22 protein-coding genes and 1 pseudogene are annotated in these 26,254 nt (G+C 59.4%); 6 read left to right on the top strand and 17 right to left on the bottom strand.

Features of this window, described 5'->3' with window-relative positions; translation table 11 throughout:
• Positions 1 to 12: 12 nt before the first annotated feature.
• From FHS49_RS04605 to FHS49_RS04580, 6 genes are all read right to left on the bottom strand, one after another.
• Entirely contained in the window at positions 13 to 2,190 is a 2,178-nt protein-coding gene (locus FHS49_RS04605; protein WP_184015669.1) for a molybdopterin cofactor-binding domain-containing protein, read from the bottom strand.
• Positions 2,187 to 3,548: an MFS transporter gene (locus FHS49_RS04600; protein WP_184015667.1), complete on the bottom strand. Its 1,362-nt coding sequence runs from the start codon at positions 3,546 to 3,548 to the stop codon at positions 2,187 to 2,189. The genes FHS49_RS04605 and FHS49_RS04600 overlap by 4 nt, the downstream gene beginning before the upstream one ends.
• A gap of 4 nt (positions 3,549 to 3,552) precedes the next feature.
• The gene (locus tag FHS49_RS04595; protein ID WP_184015665.1) at positions 3,553 to 4,488 is read right to left on the bottom strand and encodes a formylglycine-generating enzyme family protein; all 936 of its coding nucleotides are present in this window, start codon (positions 4,486 to 4,488) and stop codon (positions 3,553 to 3,555) included.
• A complete protein-coding gene (locus FHS49_RS04590) occupies positions 4,488 to 4,883 on the bottom strand; it encodes a c-type cytochrome (RefSeq protein WP_184015663.1) in 396 nt (131 codons plus the stop codon). Before FHS49_RS04590 ends, FHS49_RS04595 begins: the two co-directional genes overlap by 1 nt.
• 170 nt (positions 4,884 to 5,053) lie before the next feature.
• On the bottom strand, positions 5,054 to 6,511 hold the full coding sequence (locus FHS49_RS04585; RefSeq protein ID WP_184015661.1) for an FAD-dependent oxidoreductase: 1,458 nt from the start codon (positions 6,509 to 6,511) through the stop codon (positions 5,054 to 5,056).
• A gap of 12 nt (positions 6,512 to 6,523) precedes the next feature.
• Positions 6,524 to 8,698: a TonB-dependent receptor gene (locus FHS49_RS04580; protein ID WP_184015659.1), complete on the bottom strand. Its 2,175-nt coding sequence runs from the start codon at positions 8,696 to 8,698 to the stop codon at positions 6,524 to 6,526.
• Positions 8,699 to 8,977: 279 nt separating this feature from the next.
• On the opposite strand from FHS49_RS04580, the gene FHS49_RS04575 reads away from it, so the two are divergent.
• The 3 genes from FHS49_RS04575 (at position 8,978) to FHS49_RS04565 (ending at position 11,828) form a co-directional block, all read left to right on the top strand.
• Positions 8,978 to 9,850: a LytTR family DNA-binding domain-containing protein gene (locus tag FHS49_RS04575; protein ID WP_184015657.1), complete on the top strand. Its 873-nt coding sequence runs from the start codon at positions 8,978 to 8,980 to the stop codon at positions 9,848 to 9,850.
• Between the two features lie 481 nt (positions 9,851 to 10,331).
• Positions 10,332 to 10,964, top strand: a complete 633-nt coding sequence (locus FHS49_RS04570; protein WP_184015655.1) for a tyrosine-type recombinase/integrase — start codon at positions 10,332 to 10,334, stop codon at positions 10,962 to 10,964.
• 279 nt (positions 10,965 to 11,243) lie between these two features.
• On the top strand, positions 11,244 to 11,828 hold the full coding sequence (locus FHS49_RS04565; protein WP_184015653.1) for a YdeI/OmpD-associated family protein: 585 nt from the start codon (positions 11,244 to 11,246) through the stop codon (positions 11,826 to 11,828).
• Between the two features lie 268 nt (positions 11,829 to 12,096).
• Here the strand turns inward: FHS49_RS04565 and FHS49_RS04560 are convergent, their stop codons facing one another.
• From FHS49_RS04560 to FHS49_RS04550, 3 genes are all read right to left on the bottom strand, one after another.
• A complete protein-coding gene (locus FHS49_RS04560) occupies positions 12,097 to 13,203 on the bottom strand; it encodes an MBL fold metallo-hydrolase (RefSeq protein ID WP_184015651.1) in 1,107 nt (368 codons plus the stop codon).
• 770 nt (positions 13,204 to 13,973) lie between these two features.
• Positions 13,974 to 14,168 carry a hypothetical protein gene (locus FHS49_RS04555; protein ID WP_184015649.1) on the bottom strand — a complete coding sequence of 65 codons (195 nt, stop codon included), beginning with the start codon at positions 14,166 to 14,168 and terminating at the stop codon, positions 13,974 to 13,976.
• Between the two features lie 336 nt (positions 14,169 to 14,504).
• Positions 14,505 to 14,936, bottom strand: a complete 432-nt coding sequence (locus FHS49_RS04550; RefSeq protein ID WP_184015647.1) for a BLUF domain-containing protein — start codon at positions 14,934 to 14,936, stop codon at positions 14,505 to 14,507.
• Between the two features lie 663 nt (positions 14,937 to 15,599).
• On the opposite strand from FHS49_RS04550, the gene FHS49_RS04545 reads away from it, so the two are divergent.
• From FHS49_RS04545 to FHS49_RS04540, 3 genes and pseudogenes are all read left to right on the top strand, one after another.
• Positions 15,600 to 16,100, top strand: a complete 501-nt coding sequence (locus FHS49_RS04545) for an ECF-type sigma factor (RefSeq protein WP_184015645.1) — start codon at positions 15,600 to 15,602, stop codon at positions 16,098 to 16,100.
• Positions 16,097 to 16,861 (top strand): annotated as a pseudogene (locus FHS49_RS19990) (serine/threonine-protein kinase); the annotation flags it as partial. The gene FHS49_RS04545 and the pseudogene FHS49_RS19990, both read left to right, overlap by 4 nt.
• On the top strand, positions 16,862 to 18,478 hold the full coding sequence (locus FHS49_RS04540; RefSeq protein WP_246350273.1) for a serine/threonine-protein kinase: 1,617 nt from the start codon (positions 16,862 to 16,864) through the stop codon (positions 18,476 to 18,478).
• 40 nt (positions 18,479 to 18,518) lie between these two features.
• Here FHS49_RS04540 and FHS49_RS19570 read toward each other — a convergent pair whose 3' ends face one another.
• The 8 genes from FHS49_RS19570 to FHS49_RS04500 all read right to left on the bottom strand — a co-directional run bounded on the left by FHS49_RS19570 (position 18,519) and on the right by FHS49_RS04500 (position 26,250).
• Positions 18,519 to 19,391 (bottom strand): PEPxxWA-CTERM sorting domain-containing protein, encoded by an 873-nt coding sequence (locus FHS49_RS19570; RefSeq protein WP_246350272.1) that lies wholly within the window; start codon positions 19,389 to 19,391, stop codon positions 18,519 to 18,521.
• 431 nt (positions 19,392 to 19,822) lie between these two features.
• Complete coding sequence (locus FHS49_RS04530; RefSeq protein ID WP_184015641.1) at positions 19,823 to 20,368, bottom strand: hypothetical protein; 546 nt, start codon at positions 20,366 to 20,368, stop codon at positions 19,823 to 19,825.
• A gap of 203 nt (positions 20,369 to 20,571) precedes the next feature.
• On the bottom strand, positions 20,572 to 21,240 hold the full coding sequence (locus FHS49_RS04525) for a hypothetical protein (protein ID WP_184015639.1): 669 nt from the start codon (positions 21,238 to 21,240) through the stop codon (positions 20,572 to 20,574).
• Between the two features lie 49 nt (positions 21,241 to 21,289).
• Positions 21,290 to 21,688 (bottom strand): PPC domain-containing protein, encoded by a 399-nt coding sequence (locus FHS49_RS04520; protein ID WP_184015637.1) that lies wholly within the window; start codon positions 21,686 to 21,688, stop codon positions 21,290 to 21,292.
• A gap of 11 nt (positions 21,689 to 21,699) precedes the next feature.
• Positions 21,700 to 21,915, bottom strand: coding sequence for a hypothetical protein (locus FHS49_RS04515; protein WP_184015635.1), 216 nt, complete (start codon positions 21,913 to 21,915; stop codon positions 21,700 to 21,702).
• A gap of 6 nt (positions 21,916 to 21,921) precedes the next feature.
• On the bottom strand, positions 21,922 to 23,124 hold the full coding sequence (locus tag FHS49_RS04510; protein WP_184015633.1) for a mandelate racemase/muconate lactonizing enzyme family protein: 1,203 nt from the start codon (positions 23,122 to 23,124) through the stop codon (positions 21,922 to 21,924).
• A gap of 1 nt (position 23,125) precedes the next feature.
• Complete coding sequence (locus FHS49_RS04505; RefSeq protein WP_184015631.1) at positions 23,126 to 24,619, bottom strand: metallophosphoesterase family protein; 1,494 nt, start codon at positions 24,617 to 24,619, stop codon at positions 23,126 to 23,128.
• Positions 24,620 to 24,687: 68 nt separating this feature from the next.
• Positions 24,688 to 26,250, bottom strand: coding sequence for a metallophosphoesterase family protein (locus FHS49_RS04500; RefSeq protein WP_184015629.1), 1,563 nt, complete (start codon positions 26,248 to 26,250; stop codon positions 24,688 to 24,690).
• Positions 26,251 to 26,254 lie beyond the last annotated feature (4 nt).

Raw genomic sequence — 26,254 nt, 5'->3', positions numbered from 1 at the left:
TTGTTCCCAGCGCTAGATGTCGAACGATTTTGACAAAGGGAGCCGGCGAATGCGGGTGCCGTTCGCCTGCGCGATGGCGTTGCATATCGCGGGCGCGACAAGCGGCGTCGAAGCTTCGCCCGCGCCTGCTGGCGGATGATCACTGTCGACGAGGTGCACGTCGATCGGCGGGATGTCGCTGATCAGCGGCATCCGAAACTCGCCGAAATTCTGCACTTGTGGTCGGCCATCGGCGAACGGCACCTCACCCCATAGCGTTGCCTGCAGGCCGAATACGATACCACCACTGATCTGCGCCTCCAGGCTTGATGGATCGATGATGCGTCCACAATCGAAAGCGCAGACGAGCCGCCGAATATTGAACATACGCTCGGTCACTTCGACTTCAGCGGCCATCGCGCAGAAGCTGTCCGCACCATAGGCAATGGCGATGCCGCGGCCGACGTTGGGCTGACGCGGATTTTCCCAGCCGATCATTGCGGCTGCCTTGTCCATAACCGCCACAAGCCGTCCATGGCCCGGGCCAGACAGCAGGTTACGGCGCAATGTGTAAGCATCCTGCTTCGTTGCCACAGCGATCTCATCGATCGCGCTCTCGGCAAAGAAGGCGACCTGAGACAGGGTAACGCTGCGCCAATAGCCGGCGGGGATACCCAATTCGACTTCGTGAAACTCCATCAACTTGTTGGGGAATTTGTAGCGGTCGTAGATCAACATCGCCGCGACCGACGGGTCGGCCATGCCCGGAATCTGTTTCTTCTTTTGATAGCGCCAGATCGATGGACCGGTGATCTGGCTGTGCATACCGGCGATCTCGCCGGTATCGGAGAGTGCTGCCCGTATTCGGGCGCGAAAGGCCGGGCGGAACTGGTCCATGGTGAAATCCTGTTCGCGGGTCCACATCGTGCGAACCATGCGGCCAGGCATAGCGATCGCCGCCTGCACGGCGATGCGTACAAAATCGGTCGCCCATTTGCGACCGAATGCACCGCCCAGAAAGGTCATCTCGACACGCACCTTGTCGAGCGGCAAGGCCGCAATGTCTGCCGCAACCTGGCGAGACACTTCGGGTGCCTGTAACGGCCCCCGGACAAGCAGGCCTTCAGGGGTCAATTTGGCCGAGCAGACGAGTGGTTCCATCGCGGCGTGCGCGAGATGCGGGACGTCATATGTCATGTCGAGGACGCTAGCCGCGCTTTCCAGCGCTTTGGCCACTTGGGGCCGATCGGGCTGGATCATCTTTGGCGGAAAAACCGAGAAATCCGTTTCGGGAAATGTCTGGCCCGGGACTTCGATCAGCGCCTTGCTGAAGCGGTCGGCGATCACATCGTCACTAAGCTCGGCGGTCGGAGCGGCCTCGTATTCGAGTACTATCGCTTCCGAGGCCTTGCGCGCGTGCCAGAAATTGTCCGCGATCACCGCGACGCCGCCATCGACCGGCACGATCTTGATCACGCCCGGCATAGTCTGCGCCTTGGCGGAATCGACGTGCGTGATCTTGCACATCGGGTGCGGTGCCAGCGACAGCATGGCCGTGAGCATTCCCGGCTCGAAGATATCGGCACCGAATTCGGCAGTGCCGAAGACCTTGGCAGACAGGTCTTTGCGCGGAATCGCTTTGCCGATCAGCTTGAAATCCTTGGCGGCTTTGAGCTTTGGCTCGCTTGGCACCGGCAAAGCGGCCGCAGCCGCTGCAAGTTGGCCATAACTGATCGAACGCCCGGAGGCTGCGTGAGCGATGCGGCCTTGAGTGGCGGTAAGGCCGGCAGGGTCGACGCCCCAGTGTTGCGCAGCCGCGGAGATCAGCATTTCGCGGGCCGCCGCACCAACCTTGCGGAGCGGGCTATAATAGCCGGAGATCGTCTCGCTATTAACGGTACGCTGAATCTTGCTGAGTGGATTGCGAAAGCGTTCGTCCGCCCAAGGTGCGCGGACGCTCACGCTGTCCCAAGCACATTCGAGTTCCTCGGCGACCATGCGCGCCAGTGCGTCATACGCCCCTTGGCCCATTTCGGACGCCGGTGAAACGATGGTGACCGCCCCGTCCTCAGCGATACCGAGATAGGCTCCAAGCTCGACGGCGGCACCCGGCGCTTGGGCGACGGCTCCGGAAATGTCGGTTCCGAGCACGAGCACGCCAAGCGCGCCGGCCTTAATAAACCCTCTGCGCGTGAACACAATGTCGGTCACGCCCTAGCCCTGCCAAGCTCTGGCCGTACCCGGAGAATCGCCAGCGCGGCCAACAAGGCGCAAACGCTAGGCACGATGGAAACCGACCACACCAGCGCGCGCATGGCGCTTTCCGGTTGAGCAATTTCGGGTCCGACACCGGGAATATAGCCATTGAGTTGAAGGAATGCGCCAACCGCGGCGATGCCGATGGCATAGGAGACCTTCTCGATGGTCGTATAAAGGCCGGCAAATGCGCCTTCCCGTGCAAATCCACTCTTGGCGGCGTCCGCTGCGGCGACATCTGGCAGCAGTGACTGGCCGATCAACAGCATCCCCGCGGATCCCACGCCGAGTATTGCCGAACGAAGGACAAGGATGGAGAGGGATTCACCTGGTTGGGCGAACATCCAGGTAATACCGGCAAGCGAATGAACAGCAGCAGCGAGCAGATAGGTCTTGTGCTTGCCAAGGTGCTTGGAAATGCGGGTCCAAATCGGTGCGCCGACAATGATTCCAATCGTCGAAGCGCCAAATACGAAGCCCAAATGCGCATCGCTGAGCTTGAGAATGCGCTGCATGAAGAAGGCGATCACGGCTGATGAAGTGGCAACGCCGGTCAACTGCAGCAGTTTGGCAACCAGCAGCCAGACGAAATCCGAATTGCGCAGAATGCCGAGTTGATCTCGCCAGCCGGGCCTGTGCGTGGAGCGCGGCAGACGACGGGCGTTGCGGGTCATACGGAAGCAGACCAGTGCGGCCAGCAAAACCAAAATCCCCATGACCATGCTCATTCCCGCATGGCCGTCGCGGCCACCGCCGAAAGCCACGATGAGCGCCGGTCCAGCCGCCCCGGCCAGCAACTGGCCGATGGCTATCGCTTTGACCCGCCATGACATTATGACCGAGCGCTGATGACTATCTTCGGTCATTTCGGCGGGCATGGCCATATAGGGCACGCAGAAGACGGCATATCCGGTCGAATAGACGATCAGCGCTCCAGCCATCCAGACGATCGTGGCGCTATCGCTCAACGTCGGGGGTGCGAACAGCAAAGGCAGCGAAAGCGCGCAAATCACGCCGCCTGCCAAAAGCCAGGGCCGACGACGGCCCATGCGCGTTTCGAAGCGGTCACTCACCATGCCGACGAGGGGATCGATGAGTCCGTCATAGATTTTGGAGCCTGCGATCAACAAGGCGGCGAGGCCAGCGCTGAGCGCCAGATTATCCACCATGAAACGCAGTAACAGCAGCCCGGTCGTGTTGTAGAGGATTGCGACCGAGAGCGAGCCAACGCCCCAACCCAATACGATCGACGTCGGAAGGCCGGTGCCTTTCGAATCGGGAACGGAGACGGCAGCGGGGCTGGTGCTGACCACAGGCCTATTTCGCTTCCGACGGAGAGAGATCGCGGGCAATGCGGAAGCCGAAGATCCAGCTTTCCTGTTCTTCCGGATCACGGCCGCGCCAGGCCGCGCGGTCGCGGAAAGCCGCGGTCATCCAACTGCCCCCGCGCACCGAGCGCCGTGGACAGGGTCCGCTTAACTCATAAGCGCTGCCATCTTTCGGCGCTGCCGCGGGATATGGCGCGACATAGCAGTCCTGCGTCCATTCCCAGACATTGCCGATCATGTCGTACAGGCCGAAAGCATTCGGTTTGAGCGACTTCACCGGCGAAGCCTTGATGTGGCCATCGTTGCAGGCGACGACTGGTGATGTCAGTTCCGGCTTACGACCCGCCTCATCATAGAGATTGGCGTAAGCGCAGCCATCCTCGGCTTTGCCACCCCAGGGATATGCCGCGGAAGAACCCGCGCGCGCCGCATATTCCCATTCCGCCTCGGTCGGCAGGCGATAGCTTTGGCCCGTCCGCGCGCTCAGCCATGCGACATAGGCCTTGGCGCCGCTCCACGCGACGCACGTCACCGGCAGGGTGCCGTGAAGTTCGGTGTCGGGACTGGGCTTATGGAAATCGGAACCGGGTATCAGCTCGACCGATGTGGTCGATGCCACCCATGATCGGCAATCGCCAACGGCCTGATAACCGGTTTCGGTGGCAAAGCGTTCGAATTGATCGACCGTGACCTCATGACTGCCGAGCGCGAAGGGCCGCGCGATCGCGATATCGCGGATCGGCCCTTCCGGTCGTCCTTCTTCGCCGCCTTCCGCGCCCATCTTGAACGTGCCGGCGGGCACCACGACCATCTCGGGACAATCGCTGCAATCGGCGAAAACCTTTGGCGCTCCGTCTGCGGCGGCCGGCGTCGCCGCCGCCAATGCTACGAAGCCCGAAAGGGCGAACCATAAACTGTTGCGCATCACTGCCCCCGCTTCAGATATTGGATAAGAGCCTTGCGCTTTGCAGGATCAGAGATGCCGATGAAGGCCATCTTGCTGCCACGAACCATCGCCGCAGGCCGGGTGAGCCATTGATCCATCGCGGCTTCAGTCCAGACGATGTTCGACGCCTTCAGCGCTGGCGAATAATTGTACTTTGGGACCGCGCCTGCGCGCTTGCCGATAATGCCGTTCAGGTTTGGCCCAAGCTTTTGCGGCGCTCCGGCCGCCAGCGAATGACAGGCGCTGCACTGGGCCCAGACAAGAGCGCCGTTCGGCTGCGCCTGCGCTCGGGCCTTGCCTGGCAACCCAGCCCCGAGGGCGGTGACGCCGGCAAGGCCGATCGCGCCCAGAATTGTCAGATTCAGACCATTCATGTTCGACTCCTTAATAGGTTGATCGGTGAAGGACGCCGCGCTGGCTACGCCCGTTGCGCGAATGACATGTAATCATGCGTCAACGGTGCCCACTCAGGACGAACTTGGCCGAGCCACCATTCATGCTGCGCGAATGACCGATGCTGCACCGCTATTACGCCCCGCGCGCGTCACGCCCGGGAAAGGACTTCAAGCGCAGCGCGCTCTCCGCTTTCCATCGCAGCCTCCATGCCCACCTCGATGACGCGCGTATGCTCTCCGGCGAAGTGCATCCGTTCATGGGGCTGCGCCATCACCGGGCGAAACCGCTTCATCTCGCCTGGCCGGAATGTGTGGCGGCAGCCACCGACAAAGAGATCCTGTTTCCAGGAAAAGGTGCCCAACACTTCGAGCTTGCCCTTGGTCGAGGGCCGGATCTTTGCCAATTCCGCCAAGACGAACGCGCCGCGCTCCTGCGGTGGCAGACGGTCGAGCACTGCCGCCTTGGCGCCGGTGGTCAGCACAGTCGCGCTGTTACGGCTTCCGTCATAATCGATGGACTGGCGCAACAGGCTGGTCGGCCCATCGCTCCAGACCGAACCGGTGATCCCGTCATCCTCCCAATACGGAGCCTTCACGCGCAGCCAGACCTGATTTTGCCCGGCGTAAGGCATGGTTTCCACGGCCGCCGCTTGCTCTCCGGTCAGTTTCGGCGTGATCGCGATTTTGCGAAGCTGACTGAATGGCAGCGCCGATATGACGAAATCGCCTTTGTAGCTGGTGCCGTCGCCACATGTGACAGTGGCTCCGGCCGGTGTCATATCAATCCCTACGACCTTCTTGCCAGTCAGCACTCCACCCTTGAGGCTTGCCGCCATCGCGTCTGAAAGCCGAGATGTGCCCCCAATCACATGTTGCGATGTCCGGGCGTATTGCTCGAAAACATCGCGGTTGGCGGAAGTAGGACTGTTGCGCGTTTCGAACGTCGGACGACCAATCTCCTGAAGATTGGTCAGGACCGCGACTTCGGACAAGCTCGCTTCGACCTGGCCACGCCCGATCATATCCATCGCTGCATCCGACGCACCGACCTGGTGAAGCCACTCCGCATAGGAGATATCGTACTTCGCGAGCGCCGCCGGTGTCGTCCACTCGTCCAAGGCGTCGAACGGATTGTATTTGGTCAGAAAATAGCTGCCCAACGCGGAGGGGACTACGCTCCTCTCCGCGCCTACCGTCCTGTTGAGTGGTGAGCTCTCCCAATCCGATGCGTTCATGAGTTTGCCATCCACGGACAAGGCATAATCGGCATAGAGATTGGCCCCCGCACCGAGCTTCACCTCAAGCTGACGGCACCTGTCGAGAACGCGCGCGTAGAATGGGCCCAATTGAGAGGCTCCATGCTCGGGGCTGCCTTCGATTTCCGTCGAAGTAAATACGCGGCCTCCAATACGCGTCGAGGCTTCGAGCACTGTCACCTTGCAGCCCTGTTCGGCGAGCACCATCGCGGCGTTGAGGCCGGATAGCCCCCCGCCGACGATGATGACCTCGGTCTGCTCTGCCGCCAGCAAGCTACGCGGCAATGCCGTCGTCGCTGCCAGGGCAAACCCCGCGCCCATTAGGGCGCGGCGGGAGAATCCTTGATACACGTGACCTCCTTGTCAGAAGTTAAATCGGGTGCGGACACCGATCTGGCGAGGATCGGCAACGCTGACGAGAAACGATCGCAAACCAGTCTGGACGTCAGGATAGGTCGAGGCGCTGGACGGCGTGCGATTGTCGAACAGGTTGTTGACATAGAATGTTACGTCGACCGTCTCGGTGCGCGCGCCGAACAGGATGTCGGTCACGGAGCGAGCGTTGACATATTCAAGATTGGCGACCGTCGCATATTGCCGCGAACTGTAGCGCGTGTTCCACTGGCCGAAGACCGTCAACTCATCCGAAACTGGCTTCGAATAGTTTATGCCGAGCACCGCGGTGTGATCGGCCGTGAAAGGCAAATGCTTGCGTCCGAGCGTCACGATGCCGGCGGTGCGCGCCTGCGAGAGCTGATAATCGATGATCCGCGACGGCGAATAGGCGTAGCCCAAGGAGACGTTGAAGTCGCGGGTCGGGCGGAAGAAGAGTTCGACCTCGCCGCCAGTGACCTCGGCCTTGCCGGCATTGCTGGTATATCCGATTAGGCCGCCGGGCGTGGTCAATTGGTCGTCGACCTGCAATTGCTTCCAGTCGATGTAGAAAGCGGCGGCGTTGAACGTGAGTACGTCGTCAAAGAGTTCCGATTTGAAGCCGGCTTCGTAGGACCATGTCTCTTCCTCGTTGAAGGGGATCAGTTCATTCGGCAGGACCGCATTGCCCGAACCCGGACTCAGGTTGAAACCGCCTGGCTTGTTGCCCTTTGCTGCGCTGGCATAGACGCGGAAGTTTCTGCTCAGCTTATATTCGGCCGTGAAGCGTGGCAGGATGTTCTCGAAAGTCTCATCGAAAACCAGGCCTGGAACAACCGAATGGTTCTTGTCACGATTGTAGCGCACTTCGCCTGAAAGCCGCAGGTCACCCAATTGGTAGGAAGCCGATCCGAAGACGGCGACCGTATCGATCTTCTCGTCCAGCGGCCGTAGGACTGACGTTGCCGGCGTGCGGTCGGTGCCATAGATGCTGCCCCCTACCGACTCGTTCTTCTGGCTCTGGAGGTATACGCCAGCAAGCCACTGAAATGGGCCGGGCTCCGATGATGAAACGCGCGCTTCCTGACTGTAGCTATCGAGACTGAGATCGCTGTAACCACGGACGTTGTTGCGGAATACCGGGTGCAGCGGAAGCTGGGTCGAGTTGGTCCCCATATAGTCGGCATCGATATCGATCAGCCGGTTTGTATGGTTGTAGCCGCTGATCGAAGAGAAAGTGACCGGACCGATATCATAATCGACGATCAGGCTTGCGGTGTAGACTTCGCGCCGGAAGCCGCCATAATTATCGGAATTGGCGAAGATCTGGTCAGGGTCGGCCTTAAGCGCGCCAACATACCAGACTTGAGCAGCGCCAGGGCCTGTCTTGGTGTTGGAATCGACCGAAACGCGCGCTTGCTGTTCAAGATATTCGTCCGAATAGGAAGTCCGAAGATAGACTTCCAATCTGTCATCGGGTTTGTAGCGCGCCGCGAAGGCGCCGGTCTTCACTTCACCGCCGCCGATCGTGCTTCGACCAGTAAGCTTATTGCTGTAAAATCCGTCGAAATTCTTGTAGCGGCCCGAAGCGGACACCGCGAAAGTGTCGCTGACGGGCAGATTTATTCTGCCGCGGATATCATAGAGTTCATCCGTGCCTACTTCGCCTTGCATATAACCGTTGGTCTCGAACTCGGGACGGCGGCTGATGTAGTTGATCGCGCCAGCCTCGACGCCGCGGCCGAAGAGCGCGCTCTGCGGACCCTTGACCACTTCAATTCTTGATATGTCGAGGCTCTCGGTGTTCAGGCCTGAGAGGAAAGGGATGTCGATGCCGTCTATGAACACGCCGACAGTAGGCTGACTTGCGGCACGAATGTTCGACTGGCCTCGGATCGAAAGGCGGGGATCGCCTTGCGAGATGCCATCAGCGAACGTCAGGCCGGGTGTGTTTTTTGCAATGTCGGCGAGATTGGAAATGGCCTGCCGCTCGATCTGAGCCTGTGAGAGCACGTTGATCGTCAACGGCACTTCTTGCAGCGTCTCCTCGCGCTTGCGTGCTGTTACGACGATATCGCCAGGCGCCGCTTCTTCGGTGGCGGCAACAGCCAAGGTGTCGTTTGACGCTACAAGCGTTTGGGCGTTGGCCGGCACTACGGCCAACATCGCGGTCCCAGCGTAAAGAATATGTTTTATCGTCATCATGCCCCCTAATCAGTTTGCAACGCGCTCGCGCTCCCTGCCGAGCGGTTCGTCGCGACATGATGGCTGCAGACTAAGCAGAGGCGCTAGAAGACCCATCTTCTTGGATGGCGATATTCATTGCGCGGATAGTCAGTAGATACCGCTGGCGCAGCATGAATGGCGGGACTACCGTTTATGTTGCGCGACAGGAAACCTGCAGCGCGGTCGCTCCGGCGCGGCACCTTATGGAAGGGGCTGAACATGCGGTATTTGACATTCGAATCGAGGCTTCGAGATACCTTGTTCTCACCAGAGGACGTAAAGTCGTTCCTGGTCGTTTTCGCGATCATGGAGGCCATCGCATTGCCGCTCGGCTGGCTCAACGCCGGGCGGACCAGCGGCTGGCCGATCGAGAGCGCGATGGTTTTCTGGATCGGTGCCAGTCTGCTTACCCTCGTAGTCTACGAGTTCACTACGCGAGGCGCGCGTATCCTTCTGAAACCGTGGCAGCCGCCGCTTTGGGTGGTGCTCATCGCCGGTGCCATCTTGGCGACGCCGCTGCTCGAACTGGGAAAGCATGTCTACGTGCTTCGCTTCCAGAGCGCCTTCGTCTTGGAAGATCTGTGGCGTCCGGCCCCTTCGACCTCGCTCGGCGCAGTCGCGCCCCGACAAACCGTGAATATTTTGATGTGGCTGCTTATCAATCTGGCACTGGTTCATTACCACGGCCTTCAGCGGTTCGGCTATCGCAGAACGCACATGCAACCTGCCCTTCAACCTTCGTCGATCGGCAGCGAAGGCATTATCCACCCCGCTTTATCGCCTCCAGCCTTCGCCATGCGTATCAAGAAGCCGATAGGCGCGCTTTGGGCACTCGTCGCCGAAGAACACTATCTTCGCGTGATCGGAGAAAAGGGCGAGGACTTGATCTTATACCGGATTTCGGATGCGATCGGCGAGCTGGAGGGCAAAGAGACCGGTGCCCGCGTCCACCGCTCCTATTGGGTCGCCCGCAGGGCCATCGAGCGCACTGAACGGACGGTCAGCGGCCCCATACTTGTTCTGCACAATGGCAGGCGCATTCCAGTGAGCCGCAGAAATCGCCTGGCCGCTGTCGAAGCCGGACTATTATAGTCTAATCCTTCGTGAAGGAACGGCGCGTGGCCGCCCCCACCCGGTCGGGGATCAATAGCGGCTACAAAAGCGGCGCTGTGCGCGCGACATAGGCAGTTGGGTGCAGATACCGGCCTGCTGGACTATTTTCCGTCGTTGATCGGTAATGGTCCCCCTGTATCAGGGTGGATCAGATGAAGTGGGATAACGCTGGTCAACCCTTGGCCGCCGGAAATGATATCCATCTAAGTGATGGGCATTTTGCCTTCTGTCGCCGCGCAGCAAACATCCGCTGCCCAGGGTCCACTTTGTGAAGTTCATGACCGCTTCTCTCAGGGCCATTCTGACGAGGAGCTTCTGTGAGGGAAATGATCAGGCGGTTAAGCTTCGGACCGGACCGTCCGCACCTGGGGAACCAAAATTGGCCACTGATTGACCGACAATGGTCGGCGTTCCTTTGGTGCGTTCTTCCCGTGGCCATCATGGCCGCAGGAGAAGTGTCATGGGATTATCAGAATTTGATCCCGCTGCTCGGGAACGAGTATCGTGGAACGCGGGACGTAGGGTTGGTGCGAAGCGAGCGCTCAAACCTCGTCAAATTTGGGCAGTGCGTTTCTTTCTTGATCAAAATCGGCGGCTTCGAGATCGGGCGCTCTTCGATCTGGCCATCGATAGCAAGCTGCGCGGTTGCGACCTGGTGAAAATCCGGATCAGCGACATTGTTTGTGATCGAAAGATCCGGACCCGAGCCACCGTCGTTCAGCAAAAAACTGGCAGGCCAGTTCAGTTTGAGCTGATGGACGATGCTCGCGCTAGCCTCCTCAAATGGCTCGAATTGCGCGGGGGCTCACTGGAAGATTACGCATTTCCGAGCCGCACAGACCATTCTGCCCACATAAGCACCAGACAATATGCCCGTCTGGTCGATGAGTGGGTCACGGGAATTGGTTTGCCCAGCGAAGATTACGGAACCCATTCGCTGAGAAGAACGAAGGCATCGATCATCTACAAGGCGACTGGGAACCTTCGTGCCGTCCAGATCCTTCTCGGGCACACGAAGATCGAAAGTACGGTCCGATATCTCGGGGTCGATGTGGAGGATGCTTTAACATTGGCAGAAGGCACCGAAATCTGAAATCGGCTGGCTCCTCGCCGTTGCGGGGAGCCAGAGCAGACCAAGCGACTGCAATGCGCCATTTTGCGCATCCATTATGGGTAAGCAGCCGGTCCGCTCTTGGGGAGCGAAAATTACTCTCTGAATGGCGACAAAGGGTTGACGACGGAATGCGGCAGCTGGGGCTGAGCTGCCATTCCGGCCATGCTACTAAACGTCGACTTCTGCCAGGTGGACGTTCGTGCCTTGTCGATCGAAGGCGCGATCCGATAAAATAGAACGGTGAAGGAGGAGCTTTGCATGAATGAAATACGTGCCGGCCTGTCCATCATAGCCTTCGCTGAAACTGCGACGTTCGAGATATGGCTCGAGGCTCAGAATACAAACGCACCAGGACTGTGGCTAAAGCTGGCCAAGAAAGGCGCGCCGGAGCCTACAATTTCGAAGAGCGAAGCCATCGATGCGGCGCTGTGCCATGGTTGGATCGATGGTCAACTCGACAAATATGATAGCCATTATTGGCTGATCCGCTTCACTCCGCGCAAGCCGCGCAGCAAATGGTCGGAGGTCAATCGCACCCGTGCGAGCGAGCTTATCGCTGAGGGGCGGATGGGAGCCGCCGGTCTCGCTCAGGTCGAAGCGGCCAAGGCGGACGGGCGCTGGGATGCGGCCTATGGGCCAGCCAGTACAGCCGAGGTGCCCCCTGACCTGGCCGCAGCGCTTGCTGACAACATGAAGGCAGCCGCCTTCTTTGCGACCTTGAAGGGGGCCAACCGCTACGCAATCCTCTACCGTATCGGCGCGGTGAAAAAGGTGGAAACTAGGGCCCGGAAGATCGCCGACTTTGTGGATATGCTAGGACGCGGCGAAACGATCCACGGCTGAAGTAACGGCAGCTTATGGGTTTCCGGAGCCAGACCAACGTTGTGATGGGCGCGTTGCTCATCGCCCATTCCTCGCACGCAAACGGTGGCTTCTGAAAGAAGTCGCCGTTCATGGGCCAACCAAGAAATGGCGTAGATGGGTCGACACCCGCCGGAATAGCAGACAGTCGGCTCCTAGGCAGCAAAAATGACCCTTTGAATGCCCGCAAAGGGTCGCAATCAGGCACATTTTGAATTTTGAAAGCGGGAGATTTGCGTTTCGGGTGGCGCTACGCCTTAAATACGAATTCGGTGCCAATGTAAGATCGGATGATCTTCTGCGGCATGACGCGCATGGCTGCGGATATGAAGGTATCACCCGTGCAATGCATCGGAATGATATAGGCCGGATCGATCGCCGCAAATTCGGCAACCGTGCGCCTGGCCTCCTCTTCCGTACGAGGGCGCACGAGATGAAAGCCGCCGATCACGGCGTGGACGTTATCAATTCCTGAGATCTTCTGCGCCTGGCGGACGGAATTAATAACGCCGCGGTGGCTGCATGATGCGATCACCACAAGCCCGAGGCCCTTCACGGCATAGCAGGTCGCGAGTTCGTGTTCTCCATCATCTGGCAACTGGGTGACATCGCGCTTTGCAGGCGCCAATCCTGCTAAATTGCATCCCTTGCCAGGCCGCATCTGCGTCGGGATGGCTGCGCGTTCAAAGCTGGACAGCGGTATCGTGCCGGATGTGAAGGCCTGGCCCTTGATAATCTGTGGCGTAGAAGCGATTCGAACGTCGAAGCCTGCCCTTGCCAGCGCTTCACGATCAAGGCTGCCCATGAGCGGTGGCGGCGTCCCGATCATTGCAAGCCGCTCACAAAAAGTCTCTTCGCCGCCGACATAAAGCGGTATTCGGCGAGAAGGGTTTTCCCTGTAGAAACCGGAAAACCCGCCATAATGATCAAGGTGGCCATGGCTGAGAACGGCGGCATCTACATCAGACACATCGATACCCAGTAGCGAGAGATTGTTGCGCACCGCTTCAGGGGTATATCCAAAATCGACGATCACTTTGGCCGTCGTCCGATCCATTTGTGAGGTGGCGAGAATCGACAATCCAAACTCGGCATGCAGCGCCGCGCGAGACATGACTGGCTTCCCGGCATCGCCGGTGTGGCGCACGACCGACACGCCGGGCAAGGAAACGTCTGATAGGAATGGCCCAAAAGTCGCGTTGTCGATCAAAACCTGCAGCGTCAGCGCATCGACTTGCGGGACAGTGATGTTGCGAGCACGTGCCGGCAAAGCGAGCGCTGATAGGCCAATCGCAATCAGCCCCAAGGCCGTTCGACGCCCAACGATCGGCGTTTGACTTCCGTGCAGCGTATTCATGCGCCGACTCCTTGCCGATAAAGATGCTAGGCGCAGCCAAGCAAAGTGCCAATGGTCTCGTTGGAAGCGAAATCACCGCCTGCGCCGCCCTGCGGCGTTGAGCGAGCACTCCACCCCAGCTGAAAAATGTCCGCTTGTGGAAGTGACAATTTCGCTGCCGAACGGCAAAAAGGGGTCGCTTCCGCCCCTAGCGGTTCGCCATCAGCCCGACGGTCTGCTTGCATGATGTACAGAGCGAGGCGTTGTATGGTGACTCTATACCATGCAGCAAGCCGAGCCCTGTGTTAGAAACGCATCGTGGGGATACGCATAAGACTGTGCTGGCTTATAGAGCACCGGCGCGACACACGGGGTTTGTGGCGCGATGGGGATCACAGGTATGCAAATTGCGTGCACTGCTCGATCCTCATGAAGCGGGATCGCGGCGCTCGCCGGACTTGGCATCCTCATTAGTGTAATCGGTGCATCGTTCAGATGCTGCGGCCAATGCTGGACATCCGATCGGCAGAGAATGTTGAGTCTGGACGACAATCGTATTATTTTAACGCGAATCCAGAGCTGGGGGCAGCATATGGAGGTGCCTATGTCGGATAGGAACGACCAAGAGTATTTTGAGTCCCGAGCGGAGCAAGAACGCAAGGCGGCGGAAAATTCTACCGATCCATGCGCCGCACGCACGCACTGGAAATTGGCGGAAGAGTATGAAATGCGGGCACATCAACCGGTTCCGCGCCAATCGCCCGGCGGAATGAGAGGAGGCTAGCGATCAATCAACTGCGATTGATTGCGGGTTTCAGTACGACGCCTTTTCCCAACGGGCTGGCCTCGATGTTATCGAGCTGACCAATTAGATCGGCAAAAATGTCATCATATTCGACAGGGAAATGCCTGTCGAAGTTGGAGCCGAGTATTTCGAGGTCTTTGCCCTTTAGAAATCCAACGCTCACAATGCGATCGTTCGACATGGATTTTCTCTCAATGGTTCGAACGTCAACCACTCGGGAGCTCGGAAAGTTACATTCGTTTCGCCGCCGTCGAAAATCGGCGCGATATATGCCCGCGAGAATGTGACTTTCAAACAGTCAAATTGGCTCATGACGCGCTTGCCAATTTTCTTGATGAAGAGCCATGCGCTCAACGCTACGCCAGCCGAGGGATATTTGATCGCAAGCCTCTCGGCCTGCCGCCGTTTGGCACGCTAAGGCGCGGGCCTCCAACTCGGCCGCCTTCGCGGCGCACTCCATCGCAGTCAACATGCCGCAACGATAACACGCATCACAAAGAAGCTCTACAAACTCTGGCTATTGATCGGGCAGGCCTAGCATTGCTAGGAACGGAGCAGCCACTGCGGGCGGAGCTTCACTTAGCAGCTGCTGCACGTGCCAATCGTGATGGTCGGTTGGCTCTCCGTGCTGCCTATGCACCATCGTCCAATAGCCGAACTCTCGCTTCTCGACGGGAGAGTCCTGGATGACATTGATTTCGCAATGTCTGGGATCTGTACGAATGCGATCCCACGTAACGCCTACGCTCTCCATCGGACCTTCGAACACCTGGATAAACTTCAGACCGTCTGACCATAATATGCCGGAGACACCGTTAATGGCGTTGTTGTGTTTGGATTGAATGAGAATACCAGTGAGATCGGCCGTTTCGGCGGGCACCGTCCCAACGCTGCAATAGAGAATGCGTCGCAGCGACAAAGCGTGCTGGATGTTAGCGTGATCGGTCATGACTCAGCCCCGTCTGCAAGCGGGAGCATTCCATGGGCCCTCGGTCGTCCACCTGCTCGCGGCATGATCGGGGGCGATATGGCCTCATACGCCTTCATGGCAATAGTTTGGCATGCTAAATGAACTTACCCACTTGCTGCCGACATGCTGCCGTAAAGATCGTCGTTGACACACCATCACCAACTTGGCGAATACACCATGCCATCGGTCATTCGTCAGGCAGCATGCGAGATGGCAGCTTTATTCGTGCGGTAGAAAGAAAGCTGAAGGTCGGCTGTTGGGGAAGCAAATTTGGTCGTTGAACGGCAATTAAGGATCGGCATCTTCCTTTGAAACTACCGAAGCCGCCGGAGGGTCGCAATCCCCGGCGGCTTCGCGCCTGGCCCCCCATTCACGGGACCGAAGCTCTCGTCATGAGCCCAAGCGTTAAAATCGCGTAAAATGGTCCAGAGGTAGCAAAAAATCGCGCGGCTCCGTTTGACAGCTTGCGCAGGCTGACGGGCAACTTCTTTCCGATCTGTTTCGAATTAAGACAGACAAGCGAATGAATTTAATGCACTTGTCAATCGGTTGACCCGCCTTATTCTAACGAGCGCTGGTGAGATTCGGGGGGACATCATAAGCAAAATTGCTGATCTTTTGAGCGCTTGGCGCGGCGGCTCCATGGATGCGCGCGACATTTTGATCGAGTTTTTTTATCCCGATCTTTGTCGCGCCGCAGCGGCAATGCTGCGCGCCGAAAACGACGTTTCGCTTTCGTCTGGCGATCTTGTGCACGAAATTATTCTGAAACTTGTCGGACAAGATATACTGAGCATAGCCGATCGCGCGCATTTTCTGGCTCTGGCGTCTCGCATGATGCGCAACGCACTGATTGATCACGTAAGAGCGAAGCGGAGCAACAAGCGATCCCACCACAAGGTGGAACTGCTCACCAACATTCCCGACGCCGTTCAGATGGATGTTGAAGATCTCGTCGCTGCGATGGATCGACTGGCGCAAATCGATGCGGAACGCGCGCATATCGTAGAAATGCGCTATTTCGGCGGGATGGCGATCAAGGATATCGCGATCGTGCTCGATATCTCCGAATCCACCGTGAAGCGGCGCTGGGAAGCCGCGCGTCTCTGGCTGTTTGATGCGCTGGAGCAAGCCTCGGCATGAAACAGGGGGACGTGGAGTTCCTCCTGTTTCTCGACCGCGCTTTGGAACAAGCGTCCGACGCACGTTTGGCGTGGATCAATGCGCAGGACGACATGGACCCGGTATTACGCCGGCGAACGATCGCGCTGCTTGCATCGCAAACATCGGCAGGGCTGGCATTTCGTACCGGAGCCGCAGGGGCCGCCGACGTCGAGGAAGAGATGCCGGACCGGATCGGTGCCTATCGGATCACCGGCCTGATCGGCCAAGGCGGCATGGGATCGGTCTTTCACGGCGAGCGCGCTGCCGGCGATTTCGAGCATGATGTGGCAATCAAGATCATCCGTCCCGGTGCCCTGTCCGATGCCCTGATCGAGCGGTTTCAGAACGAGCGGCAAACACTTGCCAAACTGTCCCATCCCCATATCGCGCGACTGTTCGATGGAGGCGAGACACCCGGCGGTCATCCTTTCATCATCATGGAATATGTCGATGGGCTTCCCTTGCTCGAATGGATCAAACGCGAAGCGCTTTCGATCGACGATCGCCTGCAGCTCTTTCTGGACATTTGTTCGGCCGTTGCTTTTGCCCATCGCAGTCTCATCGTTCACCGGGATATCACACCGTCCAACATTCTGGTCACACAGGGCGGCAGTGCAAAGCTGATCGATTTCGGCATTGCGCGAAAGCCCGCACCATCCGATGGCTTGACTACGGCGCAAGGCTCACTGGGTGGCCTGAGCCTGACCCCCGGCTTTGCGGCGCCAGAACGCATGAAAAGTATGGCGCCGACCACGCTGGCCGATGTCTATTCATTGGGCCGCCTGCTCGGGGTCATGCTGCCGGCCGGAGACAACAACGCCGATCTCCGTGCGATCATCGCGCGGGCCAGCGCCACCGATCCGGCAGATCGATATCAGACCGTCGATGCTATGGCGGATGATATACGCGCGTTTCGCGGCGGATTTGCGGTACAGGCCCGGCAAGGCGGCCGCTCCTATATCGCAGGCCGGTTCATTGCCCGTCATCGCAAGGCGCTGATCGCGGCCGCCGCTGCTGCAGCACTATTGGCCGGCGCATTCGTCATATCCTTATCCTCTTATCTCTCGGCGGAACGCGCGCGGGCCGCAGAGGTGCAGCGCTTTACGGAATTGCGTTCGCTGGCGGGATATCTATTGTTCGATCTGAACGGACGGCTGGAAAGGATACCGGGCAATACCCAGGCCCGCGCCGCGCTTGCAGCAGAGGCGCAACAGCATCTGAACAGGCTGGCCAAGACCAATGATGCAGATCGCGCCTTACGCCTGGAAACCGCCAATGGGCTGATCAAACTGGCGGAAATACAGGGTGTGGGGAATTATCGTAACCTTGGTTATGCGCGGCAAGCAAAAGAAAGCCTGACGGCCGCCGAAGCCCAGCTGGATGCTATCGTGACCGCACATGGCGCGGATAGTGCGGTGGCGGGCGCATATGTCCGCGCCCTATCGCACAGGGCCGTTGTCCAGCTTCATGCGGATAAGAATGCACCGGGCGCAGAAGCGTCTCTTAACCGCGCGTCCCGCACGCTCAACAATGTTCCCAAAAACCTGCGTGGCGCGGAATGGATGGACGCCCGGCGCGTGCTGCGACGGGCGCAGTTTGAGCTGCTCGATCTGGAGGAGCGGCCCAATGCGCTGAGGCGCATCGCGTCCTTGGCAAGTGCCGAAATTGGTCAATGGCCCGCCAATAGGCCCGAGACCGCTGATCAGACGGACCGCGCTTACATCGCTTATTATCGGGGCATTGCGGACTACGTTTCTGGCACCAGGGATCACGGCACTGCCTATTTCCTGAGCGCCCTGGCAGGCTTCAAGGCAATCGAACAGAAAGAAAAAAACGATCCACAAATGCTCTATATCGCCGGGTGGAGCGCTTATATGGGGTTTGCGGCAGCAGCCGAGGCCAAGCAGCAGGCGCGCTCGTCGGCCCTTATCGCTGAAGCTGATAGTCTGGTGCGTCGTTTGCTGTTTATCGACGACCAGGATGATTCCGCACTGGTTCTGAGCCGCGACATCGGGGAGGCATTGGCGCAGGATTTGGCCAACCGCGGTCATTTCGCCGAGGCCATTGCGGCGCAGCGGACCGTCGTGGAAAATGCCAAAGCGTATCTTGTCCGCTGGAAGGGCATCGGGATTGACCTTGCTTATAACGAGCTGATCCTGGGCGACATCGCCCGTAAAGCGGGCAACCGCAGCTTGACCTGTGAATCCTGGATCAGCGCGGAAAAGCGTTTCACGCGCATTGAAGCGAGCGGCAAGTTGCTCGAATTCCATAAAGCTTATTTACCCGCTTTGCGCGGAAATGTCGGACTGTGTGTCCAGGGCGCCGCGACCACACGTTTCAAACCGCTGCGCGGTTAGAATTGGGAACCCGGCGGCTGGCCGGCCGGGCTCCCGCATATCATATATAGCGTACAGACATGGCGCTTTGGCGACGGCGCATCGCGCTGCCAACCAGCCCAAATCCAACGATCATCATCGCCCAGGTAGCGGGTTCCGGTACGGGCGGCGTGAGCGTATCGGCCAGAAACACGCCGGATTCGGACGTCACCGCTACGCCGGGCGCCACGTCCACACCAAACGTGCCGGTGTTCATGAAATCCATCTCGATATTGACCGGATTGTCATTCAACGATGCAAAAATCGAAAGGCTGGCGAAGACGTCCAGGGTTTGGATGCCCGTAATGGCCACGCTGCCGGAAAGCGTGCGCGATACGAATTCGTCCAGCGCGGTTTCGGGATCCGAGAAATCGAGAAACAGCGATTGCGCTATCAACGCGCCCCCAAGGCTGGTGAAATTGTTATAGGTGGCGCCGGTCGCGGAATCGAACACGAAAAGATTGGCGTATACGCCGATCTGTTGAAGCGAGTTCAAGGAAGGATCCGATGCGGGAGAACGGATGATGCCGTCGAAATCGAATGAAAAATCGGCCGTTGTTCCCTCGCCGCCGTAAAAGGTCAGGCTGTCGCCGAAAATGCCGGTTGCCTGGCCGTTGCTGCCGGTGCCGCTGAGGTTGAGATAGCTCTTAACCGTCCCGCTACTCAAATCGACGGTCGTCTGAAGGTCGCTCGTGAAGCTCTGCGTGGCTTCTGTCGCCCCATTGGCCTCAAGGCCATCAATGACCTCGCCACCATAGGTCAAATAAGGCCGCACGAAAAACCCCGCATGCGCGGCGCTTGCGAAAGTCATCGATATCACGAGCATCATCACTCGCGTGAAATTGCGTGTCCTGTTTGTCATAGCCCCGTTGTCCTTTGTCGTGCCAATGGCCATGAACCGCCCGCCGTGCCGACCAATCTTACCACCCAACGGCGTATGAGTTGGAATCGGACGCGGGATGAACTGGTCCAATCCCTACAGCGACAAAAGATGTGAAAACGGATCAGACGGGGTTAAAAAAAGATAAAAATGTCCCCCATGCGGGACAAGCTTTGTTCGCGCGGTCCATGTCGCCCGCCCAATGCGCCTAATCGGAGGATGAACATCCCGGGGGTCTGACCAGCATGGCGAAGAACCTCGACTATGTGAAGACGCCCCTAGAAGCGCAGCCGCGCAGCGGGGTGCGGAGCATCGAGATCGACCTGCAGCTCGCCCCCAAGGACGGCGACATGCGGAATGCCTCAATCAGCATTCATCGCAATGCCAGCGATTCACGTTGCCCTTGGAACGCTCTGGCCGTTACCAATGGCAGCATATGGCAATGGCTATCGCCGAGCCGGTCCAAACAGACGGATAATGATCAAGATGAGAGCCGCGGGCACAAGCCAGTAGATGAGCGCCAGTGTGACGCCCTCTGCGTGCGGCAAGGCCTTTCCCAGCCAAGGGGCATGCCGTCGTAAAAAGTCATCCGTGGACAGGATAAGGCCGGTGATACCGGTGAAGCCCAGAAAACTGAAGATGTATGACATGCGCCGCTCTCTTGAGGCACTTTCACCGTCTTCATTTTCCTTACGAATCCGCAAAACGTCGCGAAGCTGTTCATCCAGCGCGTCCAGCGCCGCCTTATAAGCCTTCGTCAGGCGCGATGTGCCGCGCAATTGCTCCATTTCTTCGAAAACGTCTCGCTCGGTATCGTATCGGAAAGGGTTGACGTAGCGATGCTGATCGAACTTTCGAAAGGCGTCGATCCGGGTTTTGTTGATTAAGGCTGGTTCCAATTCCTGAGCGCTGGACGTCGCCAGCGTGATCGACTCGACGCGCGCTAAACGGCGAAAGAGTCCATAGCTGCTAGAAAAGCGGATCTTCCGCACTGGGGCGTCGAAAATTGCCGCGGGACGGAAAAGAGGGGTCGAAGTGCTTCCGTTACGGAGGGCAGACATTGCTCAATTACTATGAAAACGTCGAGAAGTGCTATCGGCAGGACTGTTCGACCCAAACACAACTCGTCTATCTGTGAGGCGTCCGAACTGCCTCACGCTGGCGCCAGCATCCGTCACCGGTGTCGGCGCGGTGATCATGCGAAGAGCAAGCCTAGCGTGATCGTGATCGCAATACTGACCACCATACCGATCGTCGCATCGAGGAAGGAGCGGATGACCGGCTGGTTCAGTTCCGCGCTGAACCAGCGGATCTGAACGATGCCGTAAAACAGGCATGCTGTCACCATCGAGAGGAGGCCGGCGACCTGCACGAGATCATGATGATGCAAGAGAGCGCTGAGGCCGCCACTTATCAGCAGCGTGAAAGGCGAAATGGCATAGCATTGCGCGTAGAAGGCAGGCTTCAAGGTATCGCGGTCGAGATCAACGCTGCTCCTGTTCACTTTCCGCGTGGCGAGCACGAGGGCAAAGGTACCGAACAGCACAAGGCGTAGCAGAAGCAGCGTCGTATTGTCATTGACGAGGCCCGCCAGGCCGCGATGACTGGCAACGATCGGGCTTGTCCCATCCACCGCCAGGCCGATGCCCTGAACAAGGACAATAGTGAGGATCAGCATGATCGGCGGGCTGACCGTGCTTCTATACTGCTTTTCCGGTTCAAGCAGCAGCTGGTCCTCGGCATAGCGCATCGTCGCGAGAGGATGACGCAATATTCGGCACAAAGTCACGGGAAAGAAGACGAGCCAGCTCATCAACTCGTAGAGCAACTCGTCGAGCGAATTAAGCCACTGGACGAAGTTCATAATGTCCCCTGAAACATGATAGCGCTTGGCCCCTTGCCCCGGCAATCCGTCAAAGGATAGCGACGTTGAGGGTATAGTTGGCCGTGTCATTCCGGCGCGCTGCATTCCGCATCAGATAGACCCGCACGACATAGGTTCCGGTCGAGGGGATGGTGACAGAAAAACGCTTTCCGGAGATCGAGCCGTTGAAGATGGCCACGTCGGCGCCCGGCGCGGTCACATTGAAATAGCCAGACCTGTTGCCGGTCGTCAGGCGGACGGTAAGCGTCTGGCCGGCCCGCACACGCACGGTGTAATCGACCGCTTCATCGCCCTTGATGCTGCCCTTCATCGCGGCCGAACTGGCACCGCGGGCGAACTGTACCGCCACAATGCGGATGCCGTCCTGCGCGAGAGCGGGTGCTACGAGCGCGAGCATTGCCATACTGACGGTCAGGGATTTGATCATGGCCGATCCTTTCATGCGTTAGGGATGCCGGGTAGCCGGGAGTCATAACTCTCCGAACTGTCGATGGTTCGCATCCTTTTGATCGATGAGACCCGCCAGCGCGGATCTGTTGCCCTCAAAATCGCGAAGACGCCCGGAAGATGTTTGGCGCCATAGGTGACGTAGATCTGGCCTCGCGGTTCGGCAAGCAGACGCTGCGCCAGGATGCAATTGCCATAGTTGAGCATCAGGCCTTAAACGGCATACCGGGCAACCGTCTTTTCGTTCAATTCGATTCCAAAGCCGGGTTTGCCAGTCAACACCAGCTCGCCATTTTCAATCTGTTCTGGCGGGTTCAGCACATCTGCACGCCAGGGCACCTCGCCATAGGCGAACTCAAGCACGGTGAAATTGGGCAAGGTCGCCACGACATGCGCGGCGGCAGCGTTGCCCACCGGGCTTGCCGGTCCATGCGGCGAGACAGGCAGCCCCGCTCCCTCGGCGATACCGGCCACTTTCCTGAGGCCCGTCAGCCCGCCGCAGAATTTGATGTCCGGCATCGCGATATCGACCGCACCGGCTTTGATATAGGCGTAAAAATCCTCGATGCTGGTGATCGACTCCCCGCCCGCCGTCGGCATGGTTGCGGCTCGGTTGATCTCGGCCAGCATGTCGAGTGGCTCTGGCGGCGTTACTTCCTCCAGCCAATAGAGGTTCAGCGGCTTGAATCGCTCCGCCAGCGCCAGCCCGTCAGTCAGATTGAAACGGCTATGCGCGTCGATCAGCAGATCGTTCTGCAAGCCGATCGCATCGCGCACGGCTTGTGCGCAGGCGATCCCCTCATTGGTCAGCCGCGCGATGGTTGCCGGGTCCTTCTCGTCCATCGCAATCGCATCGAATGGCGCCATCTTGATCGCTGTGAAGCCATCAGCAATCGCCGCGCTGGCCATCGCTGCGAAACCTTCCGGCGTGCGCGGTTTCGCTGAGCGGTTGATATTGGCATAGAGCGGGATCTTGTCGCGCAGCTTGCCGCCGAACAGCTCATAGACCGGCAGGCCAACCGCCTTGCCCGCAAGGTCCCACAAGGCCTGCTCCAGCGCGCTCGCCGCGACCGCTGCAGGGTCGCCGCCCTGCGCTACCGTCGCTGCAGCCGCCTGCCGGAACGGCTCTGCGCTGAACACGCTGCGGCCTTTCAACACGTCCAGGAATTGCCGCAGATAACGCACCGTCTCCGCACTGTCCCCGGCATGGCTTGCATCGCCGAGCCCGGTCAGCCCGTCCGCGGTGCGCAGGCGTACGATCAGCCAATTGCCGCGGTGATTAACCTTGAGCTCGAACAGTTCGAGCCGGTCGATCACTCTTTTGCCGAGCGCGGCGGGGGCCGCCGCCATTGCGTTGCCGGCCCATAGGCCAAGCGGCGCGATGGCGAGCGATTTCAGTGCGTTCCTGCGCAGCATGTCAGCCCCTGCGTGCGATGGTATAGCTGGCGAAGGGCTGGAGCGAGGCAATCGCCTCGACCGGTTCGGGCGCGCGCCAGCTGAACTGGCGGACTTCGATCCGCTCCGGCGTCACGTCTAGCAGAGTAAAACCATTTTTCTCATAGGTCTCGACGACATCGGTGCCAATGAGCTTGCCCGGCGTGCTCGGGAACATGCCGCGGCCTCCGCTTGGCCAGCCCGTCCCAGTACCGACCGTACCGGCCAAGATCGCCTCGACCGGATTGGCCGAAAGGTCGAGGTCGCCGCTTGCTGTCAGCCGCTTGGCGCCGACCGCATGCATATCGCCCGAGATGGTGATTGCGGGGCGACCCCGTTGCGCGCTCAAGGCCTTGATCAGGCGCTGGTGCTGGTCGAACCAGCCCGGCAGCCAGAACTCCTTGTCACTGCCGGGCGTGCCCACCGGGGGCCGGTCCTCATACCATTCGCCCAGCTTGCCTGCGGTCCAGCCGATAGGGTTGGACGGCACATGAATGTAGTGGCTCGCATCCGATTGCTTCAGGCGATTGATCAGGAAGCGCTCCGCTTCCGGGAACAGCACGCCATAACCGGTTTTGGTATCCCATCCCCGGCGGCAATCGAACAAGGCCAGTTCGGCCAGCTTGCCGATCCTGACGGTCTCGACCGCTTCTGAAGTCAATGCCCCGCCGGGGAGCTGTGGACGGCCGAGCGCGAAGGGATAGGCCATCGCGGCAGTGCGGCGTTGCAGTCCGAGCGTGAACGGGCGTGGCGGAAAGGTGTAGCCCCAGGTGCCGCCATTGTCGTTTTCGAAATAGTCGTGATCGTCGCTGATGAAATGCAGCGGCACAGAGGCGAACCGGTCTTCGTAGATGCTCGCGATCTGCCGGCCGATCACGGTGTTAAGCGAGCGCCGGTTGGTTTCTGAATCGAAAGCGGTGTCCTGATCGATCCATGCGATCTTGCGATAGCGTTCCGCCTTCTCAGCCCGGCTCGCTGGATCCCCGCGGATCTTGAGCGCGGTATTGAGATCCCAGTAGATGTGATCGCCGTTGGCAACTGCCAGATCGGGCGAGAAGCTCAACGCGCGGTCGAACAATTTACGCCGCGCGTCGATCGACAGAGCACTCGCCGCCTCGTCGCCGCCCGCGCAGGTAAAGAAAAGAACCCGAAAGCTTTCCGGTTGCTCGTCCAGACCAGGTAGCGTCTTCAGTTGCCACGGTGCCCGCAACACTGCGCCATGCTCGTCGGCCAGCGTCAGCTCATGCGCAGTGCCACCTCTCAGCCCGTCCTGCACGAAGCCCCAAGCATAGCCGTCCTGATCCATCTGCCTGGCCCTGACCTGCCGGCCATTAATGGTTAGCACCGGAGCGGCCGAGGGCGGCGCGTCGAGCAAGACCTTTACCGCCAGAGTGTCGTGCGTGGCCGATGGCAGCAGCGCCCGCACCGTCCGCGTTTCGGCCGCACTCGCGCGTGACCAGGAAACGCCGCCCAGCATTACACCACCCAGCCCGACCGTCCCTGCCCCGCGCAAAACCGTTCTTCTGTTGTACATAGACCCTCTCCTCAGGACGTGCGGCGGATGGTGTAAGTGTCGCTTGGCTGCAGGGTTGCAATCGCCTCGACCGGCTCGGGCGGACGCCAGCGGAACTGGCGGACTTCGATCCGGTCCGGAAAGACGTCCACGATCGAAAAGCCGTTGCGCTCCTCCATCTTGGCGATGTCCTTGATCTCCAGCGCGGCCGCATGGAACGGCGGGACGCCGCGTACTGTGCTTGGAAAACCCGGCGTTCCGGTCCCGATCGTGCCGGGCAGGATGGCCTGGATCGCATTGGCCGACAGGTCGAGATCGGCACTGCGGCTGATGCTCGCGATCGAGCTGGCGTGCATGTCGCCAGAGATGCTCACCGCGGCGCGTTCCTTCTGGGCGCTGAGCGCCTTGGCGAGTCGCTGGTGCTGGTCGAACCAGCCCTGCTGCCAATAGCCCTTGTCGTTCTGGAAACTGCTCGTGTCCGAAGGACCGTCTGCATACCATTCACCAAGTTTGCCCGCGCTCCAGCCGAACGGATTGGACGGCGCATGGATCAGTTGCTTTGCTTGCGATGTACGCAGCCGGCCGGTGAGCCATGCCTCGGCTTCAGGGAACAGGATGCGGGCATCCTGCCCGATCGACCAGCCGCGCCGGCAATCGAACAGGTCGATTTCCAGCAGCTTGCCGATCTTGACCGCCTCAACCGTACCCGACTTGTACGGGTCGCCGAGGTCCGGCCGGCCCAGAGCGAATGGATAGGCCATTGCCGCGGTGCGCTGTTGCAGCCCGAAGATGAACGGCCGCGGCGGGAAGGTGTAGCCCCAAGGCCCCGCATTGTCGTTTTCGAAATAGTCGTGATCGTCCGTGACGAACACCAACGGAACCGAGGCGAAGCGGTCCTCATAGATCGAAGCGATCTGGCGGCCGATGACGGTGTTGAGCGACTTCCGATTGGTGTCGGAATCGAACGCAATATCCTCGTTTATCCAGGCGATCTTGCGATACTGTTCCTCGGTCGCTGCCCGCGTTGCCGGGTCGCGGCGGTATTTGAGTGCGGTCCACAGATCCCAATAGATATGATCGCCATTCGCGACAGCGAGATCCGGCTTGAACGACAATGCCCGGTCCAACAGTGCCTGCCGATCGGCGACGGAGAGGTAGCCATAGGGCTTACCGCCCTCATCCCCGCCTGCGCAGGTGAAGAACAGCACGCGGAAGTGCTCGGGCGTGGAATCGATCGGAGGCAGTGTCTTCAGGCGCCAAGGGGTCCGCAACGAACCGCCGAATTCGTCGCTCAGCGTCAATTCGTGCGACGTGCCGCCCTTGAGCCCATCCTGCACGAAGCCCCAGGCATAACCGTCCTGATCCATCTGCCGCGCCGCGACCGCGCGGCCATCAATGGTCAGGATAGGCGCCTCAGACGGCGGCCTCTCGAGCAGCACCTTTACCGCCAGCGTATCATGGGTGGCAGACGGGAGAATTGCCCGCACCGCCTTGGTCTCGGCCGCAGCGGCGCGCGACCATGAGACGCCCCCCAGCAACACTCCGCCCAATCCCGCCACTCCGCCGCCGCGCAATATAGTCCGTCTGTTGTACATGCCG

Source organism: Sphingobium boeckii (assembly GCF_014199215.1).
GTDB classification, from domain to species: domain Bacteria; phylum Pseudomonadota; class Alphaproteobacteria; order Sphingomonadales; family Sphingomonadaceae; genus Sphingobium_A; species Sphingobium_A boeckii.
Note: the sequence above shows the minus strand (reverse complement) of the source record. Positions and strands in the feature narration are given on the sequence as shown.

Bases quoted from the DNA above. Each gene is read 5' to 3' on its own strand.
- FHS49_RS04595 (WP_184015665.1), bottom strand. From the start codon at position 4,488: ATGCGCAACAGTTTATGGTTCGCCCTTTCGGGCTTCGTAGCATTGGCG.
- FHS49_RS04590 (WP_184015663.1), bottom strand. From the start codon at position 4,883: ATGAATGGTCTGAATCTGACAATTCTGGGCGCGATCGGCCTTGCCGGC.
- FHS49_RS04580 (WP_184015659.1), bottom strand. From the start codon at position 8,698: ATGTTGGCCGTAGTGCCGGCCAACGCCCAAACGCTTGTAGCGTCAAAC.
- FHS49_RS04575 (WP_184015657.1), top strand. From the start codon at position 8,978: ATGCGGTATTTGACATTCGAATCGAGGCTTCGAGATACCTTGTTCTCA.
- FHS49_RS04570 (WP_184015655.1), top strand. From the start codon at position 10,332: ATGGGATTATCAGAATTTGATCCCGCTGCTCGGGAACGAGTATCGTGG.
- FHS49_RS04565 (WP_184015653.1), top strand. From the start codon at position 11,244: ATGAATGAAATACGTGCCGGCCTGTCCATCATAGCCTTCGCTGAAACT.
- FHS49_RS04560 (WP_184015651.1), bottom strand. From the start codon at position 13,203: ATGAATACGCTGCACGGAAGTCAAACGCCGATCGTTGGGCGTCGAACG.
- FHS49_RS04555 (WP_184015649.1), bottom strand. From the start codon at position 14,168: ATGTCGAACGATCGCATTGTGAGCGTTGGATTTCTAAAGGGCAAAGAC.
- FHS49_RS04550 (WP_184015647.1), bottom strand. From the start codon at position 14,936: ATGACCGATCACGCTAACATCCAGCACGCTTTGTCGCTGCGACGCATT.
- FHS49_RS04545 (WP_184015645.1), top strand. From the start codon at position 15,600: ATGGATGCGCGCGACATTTTGATCGAGTTTTTTTATCCCGATCTTTGT.
- FHS49_RS04540 (WP_246350273.1), top strand. From the start codon at position 16,862: ATGGCGCCGACCACGCTGGCCGATGTCTATTCATTGGGCCGCCTGCTC.
- FHS49_RS19570 (WP_246350272.1), bottom strand. From the start codon at position 19,391: ATGGCCATTGGCACGACAAAGGACAACGGGGCTATGACAAACAGGACA.
- FHS49_RS04525 (WP_184015639.1), bottom strand. From the start codon at position 21,240: ATGAACTTCGTCCAGTGGCTTAATTCGCTCGACGAGTTGCTCTACGAG.
- FHS49_RS04520 (WP_184015637.1), bottom strand. From the start codon at position 21,688: ATGATCAAATCCCTGACCGTCAGTATGGCAATGCTCGCGCTCGTAGCA.
- FHS49_RS04515 (WP_184015635.1), bottom strand. From the start codon at position 21,915: ATGCTCAACTATGGCAATTGCATCCTGGCGCAGCGTCTGCTTGCCGAA.
- FHS49_RS04510 (WP_184015633.1), bottom strand. From the start codon at position 23,124: ATGCTGCGCAGGAACGCACTGAAATCGCTCGCCATCGCGCCGCTTGGC.
- FHS49_RS04505 (WP_184015631.1), bottom strand. From the start codon at position 24,619: ATGCTGGGCGGCGTTTCCTGGTCACGCGCGAGTGCGGCCGAAACGCGG.
- FHS49_RS04500 (WP_184015629.1), bottom strand. From the start codon at position 26,250: ATGTACAACAGACGGACTATATTGCGCGGCGGCGGAGTGGCGGGATTG.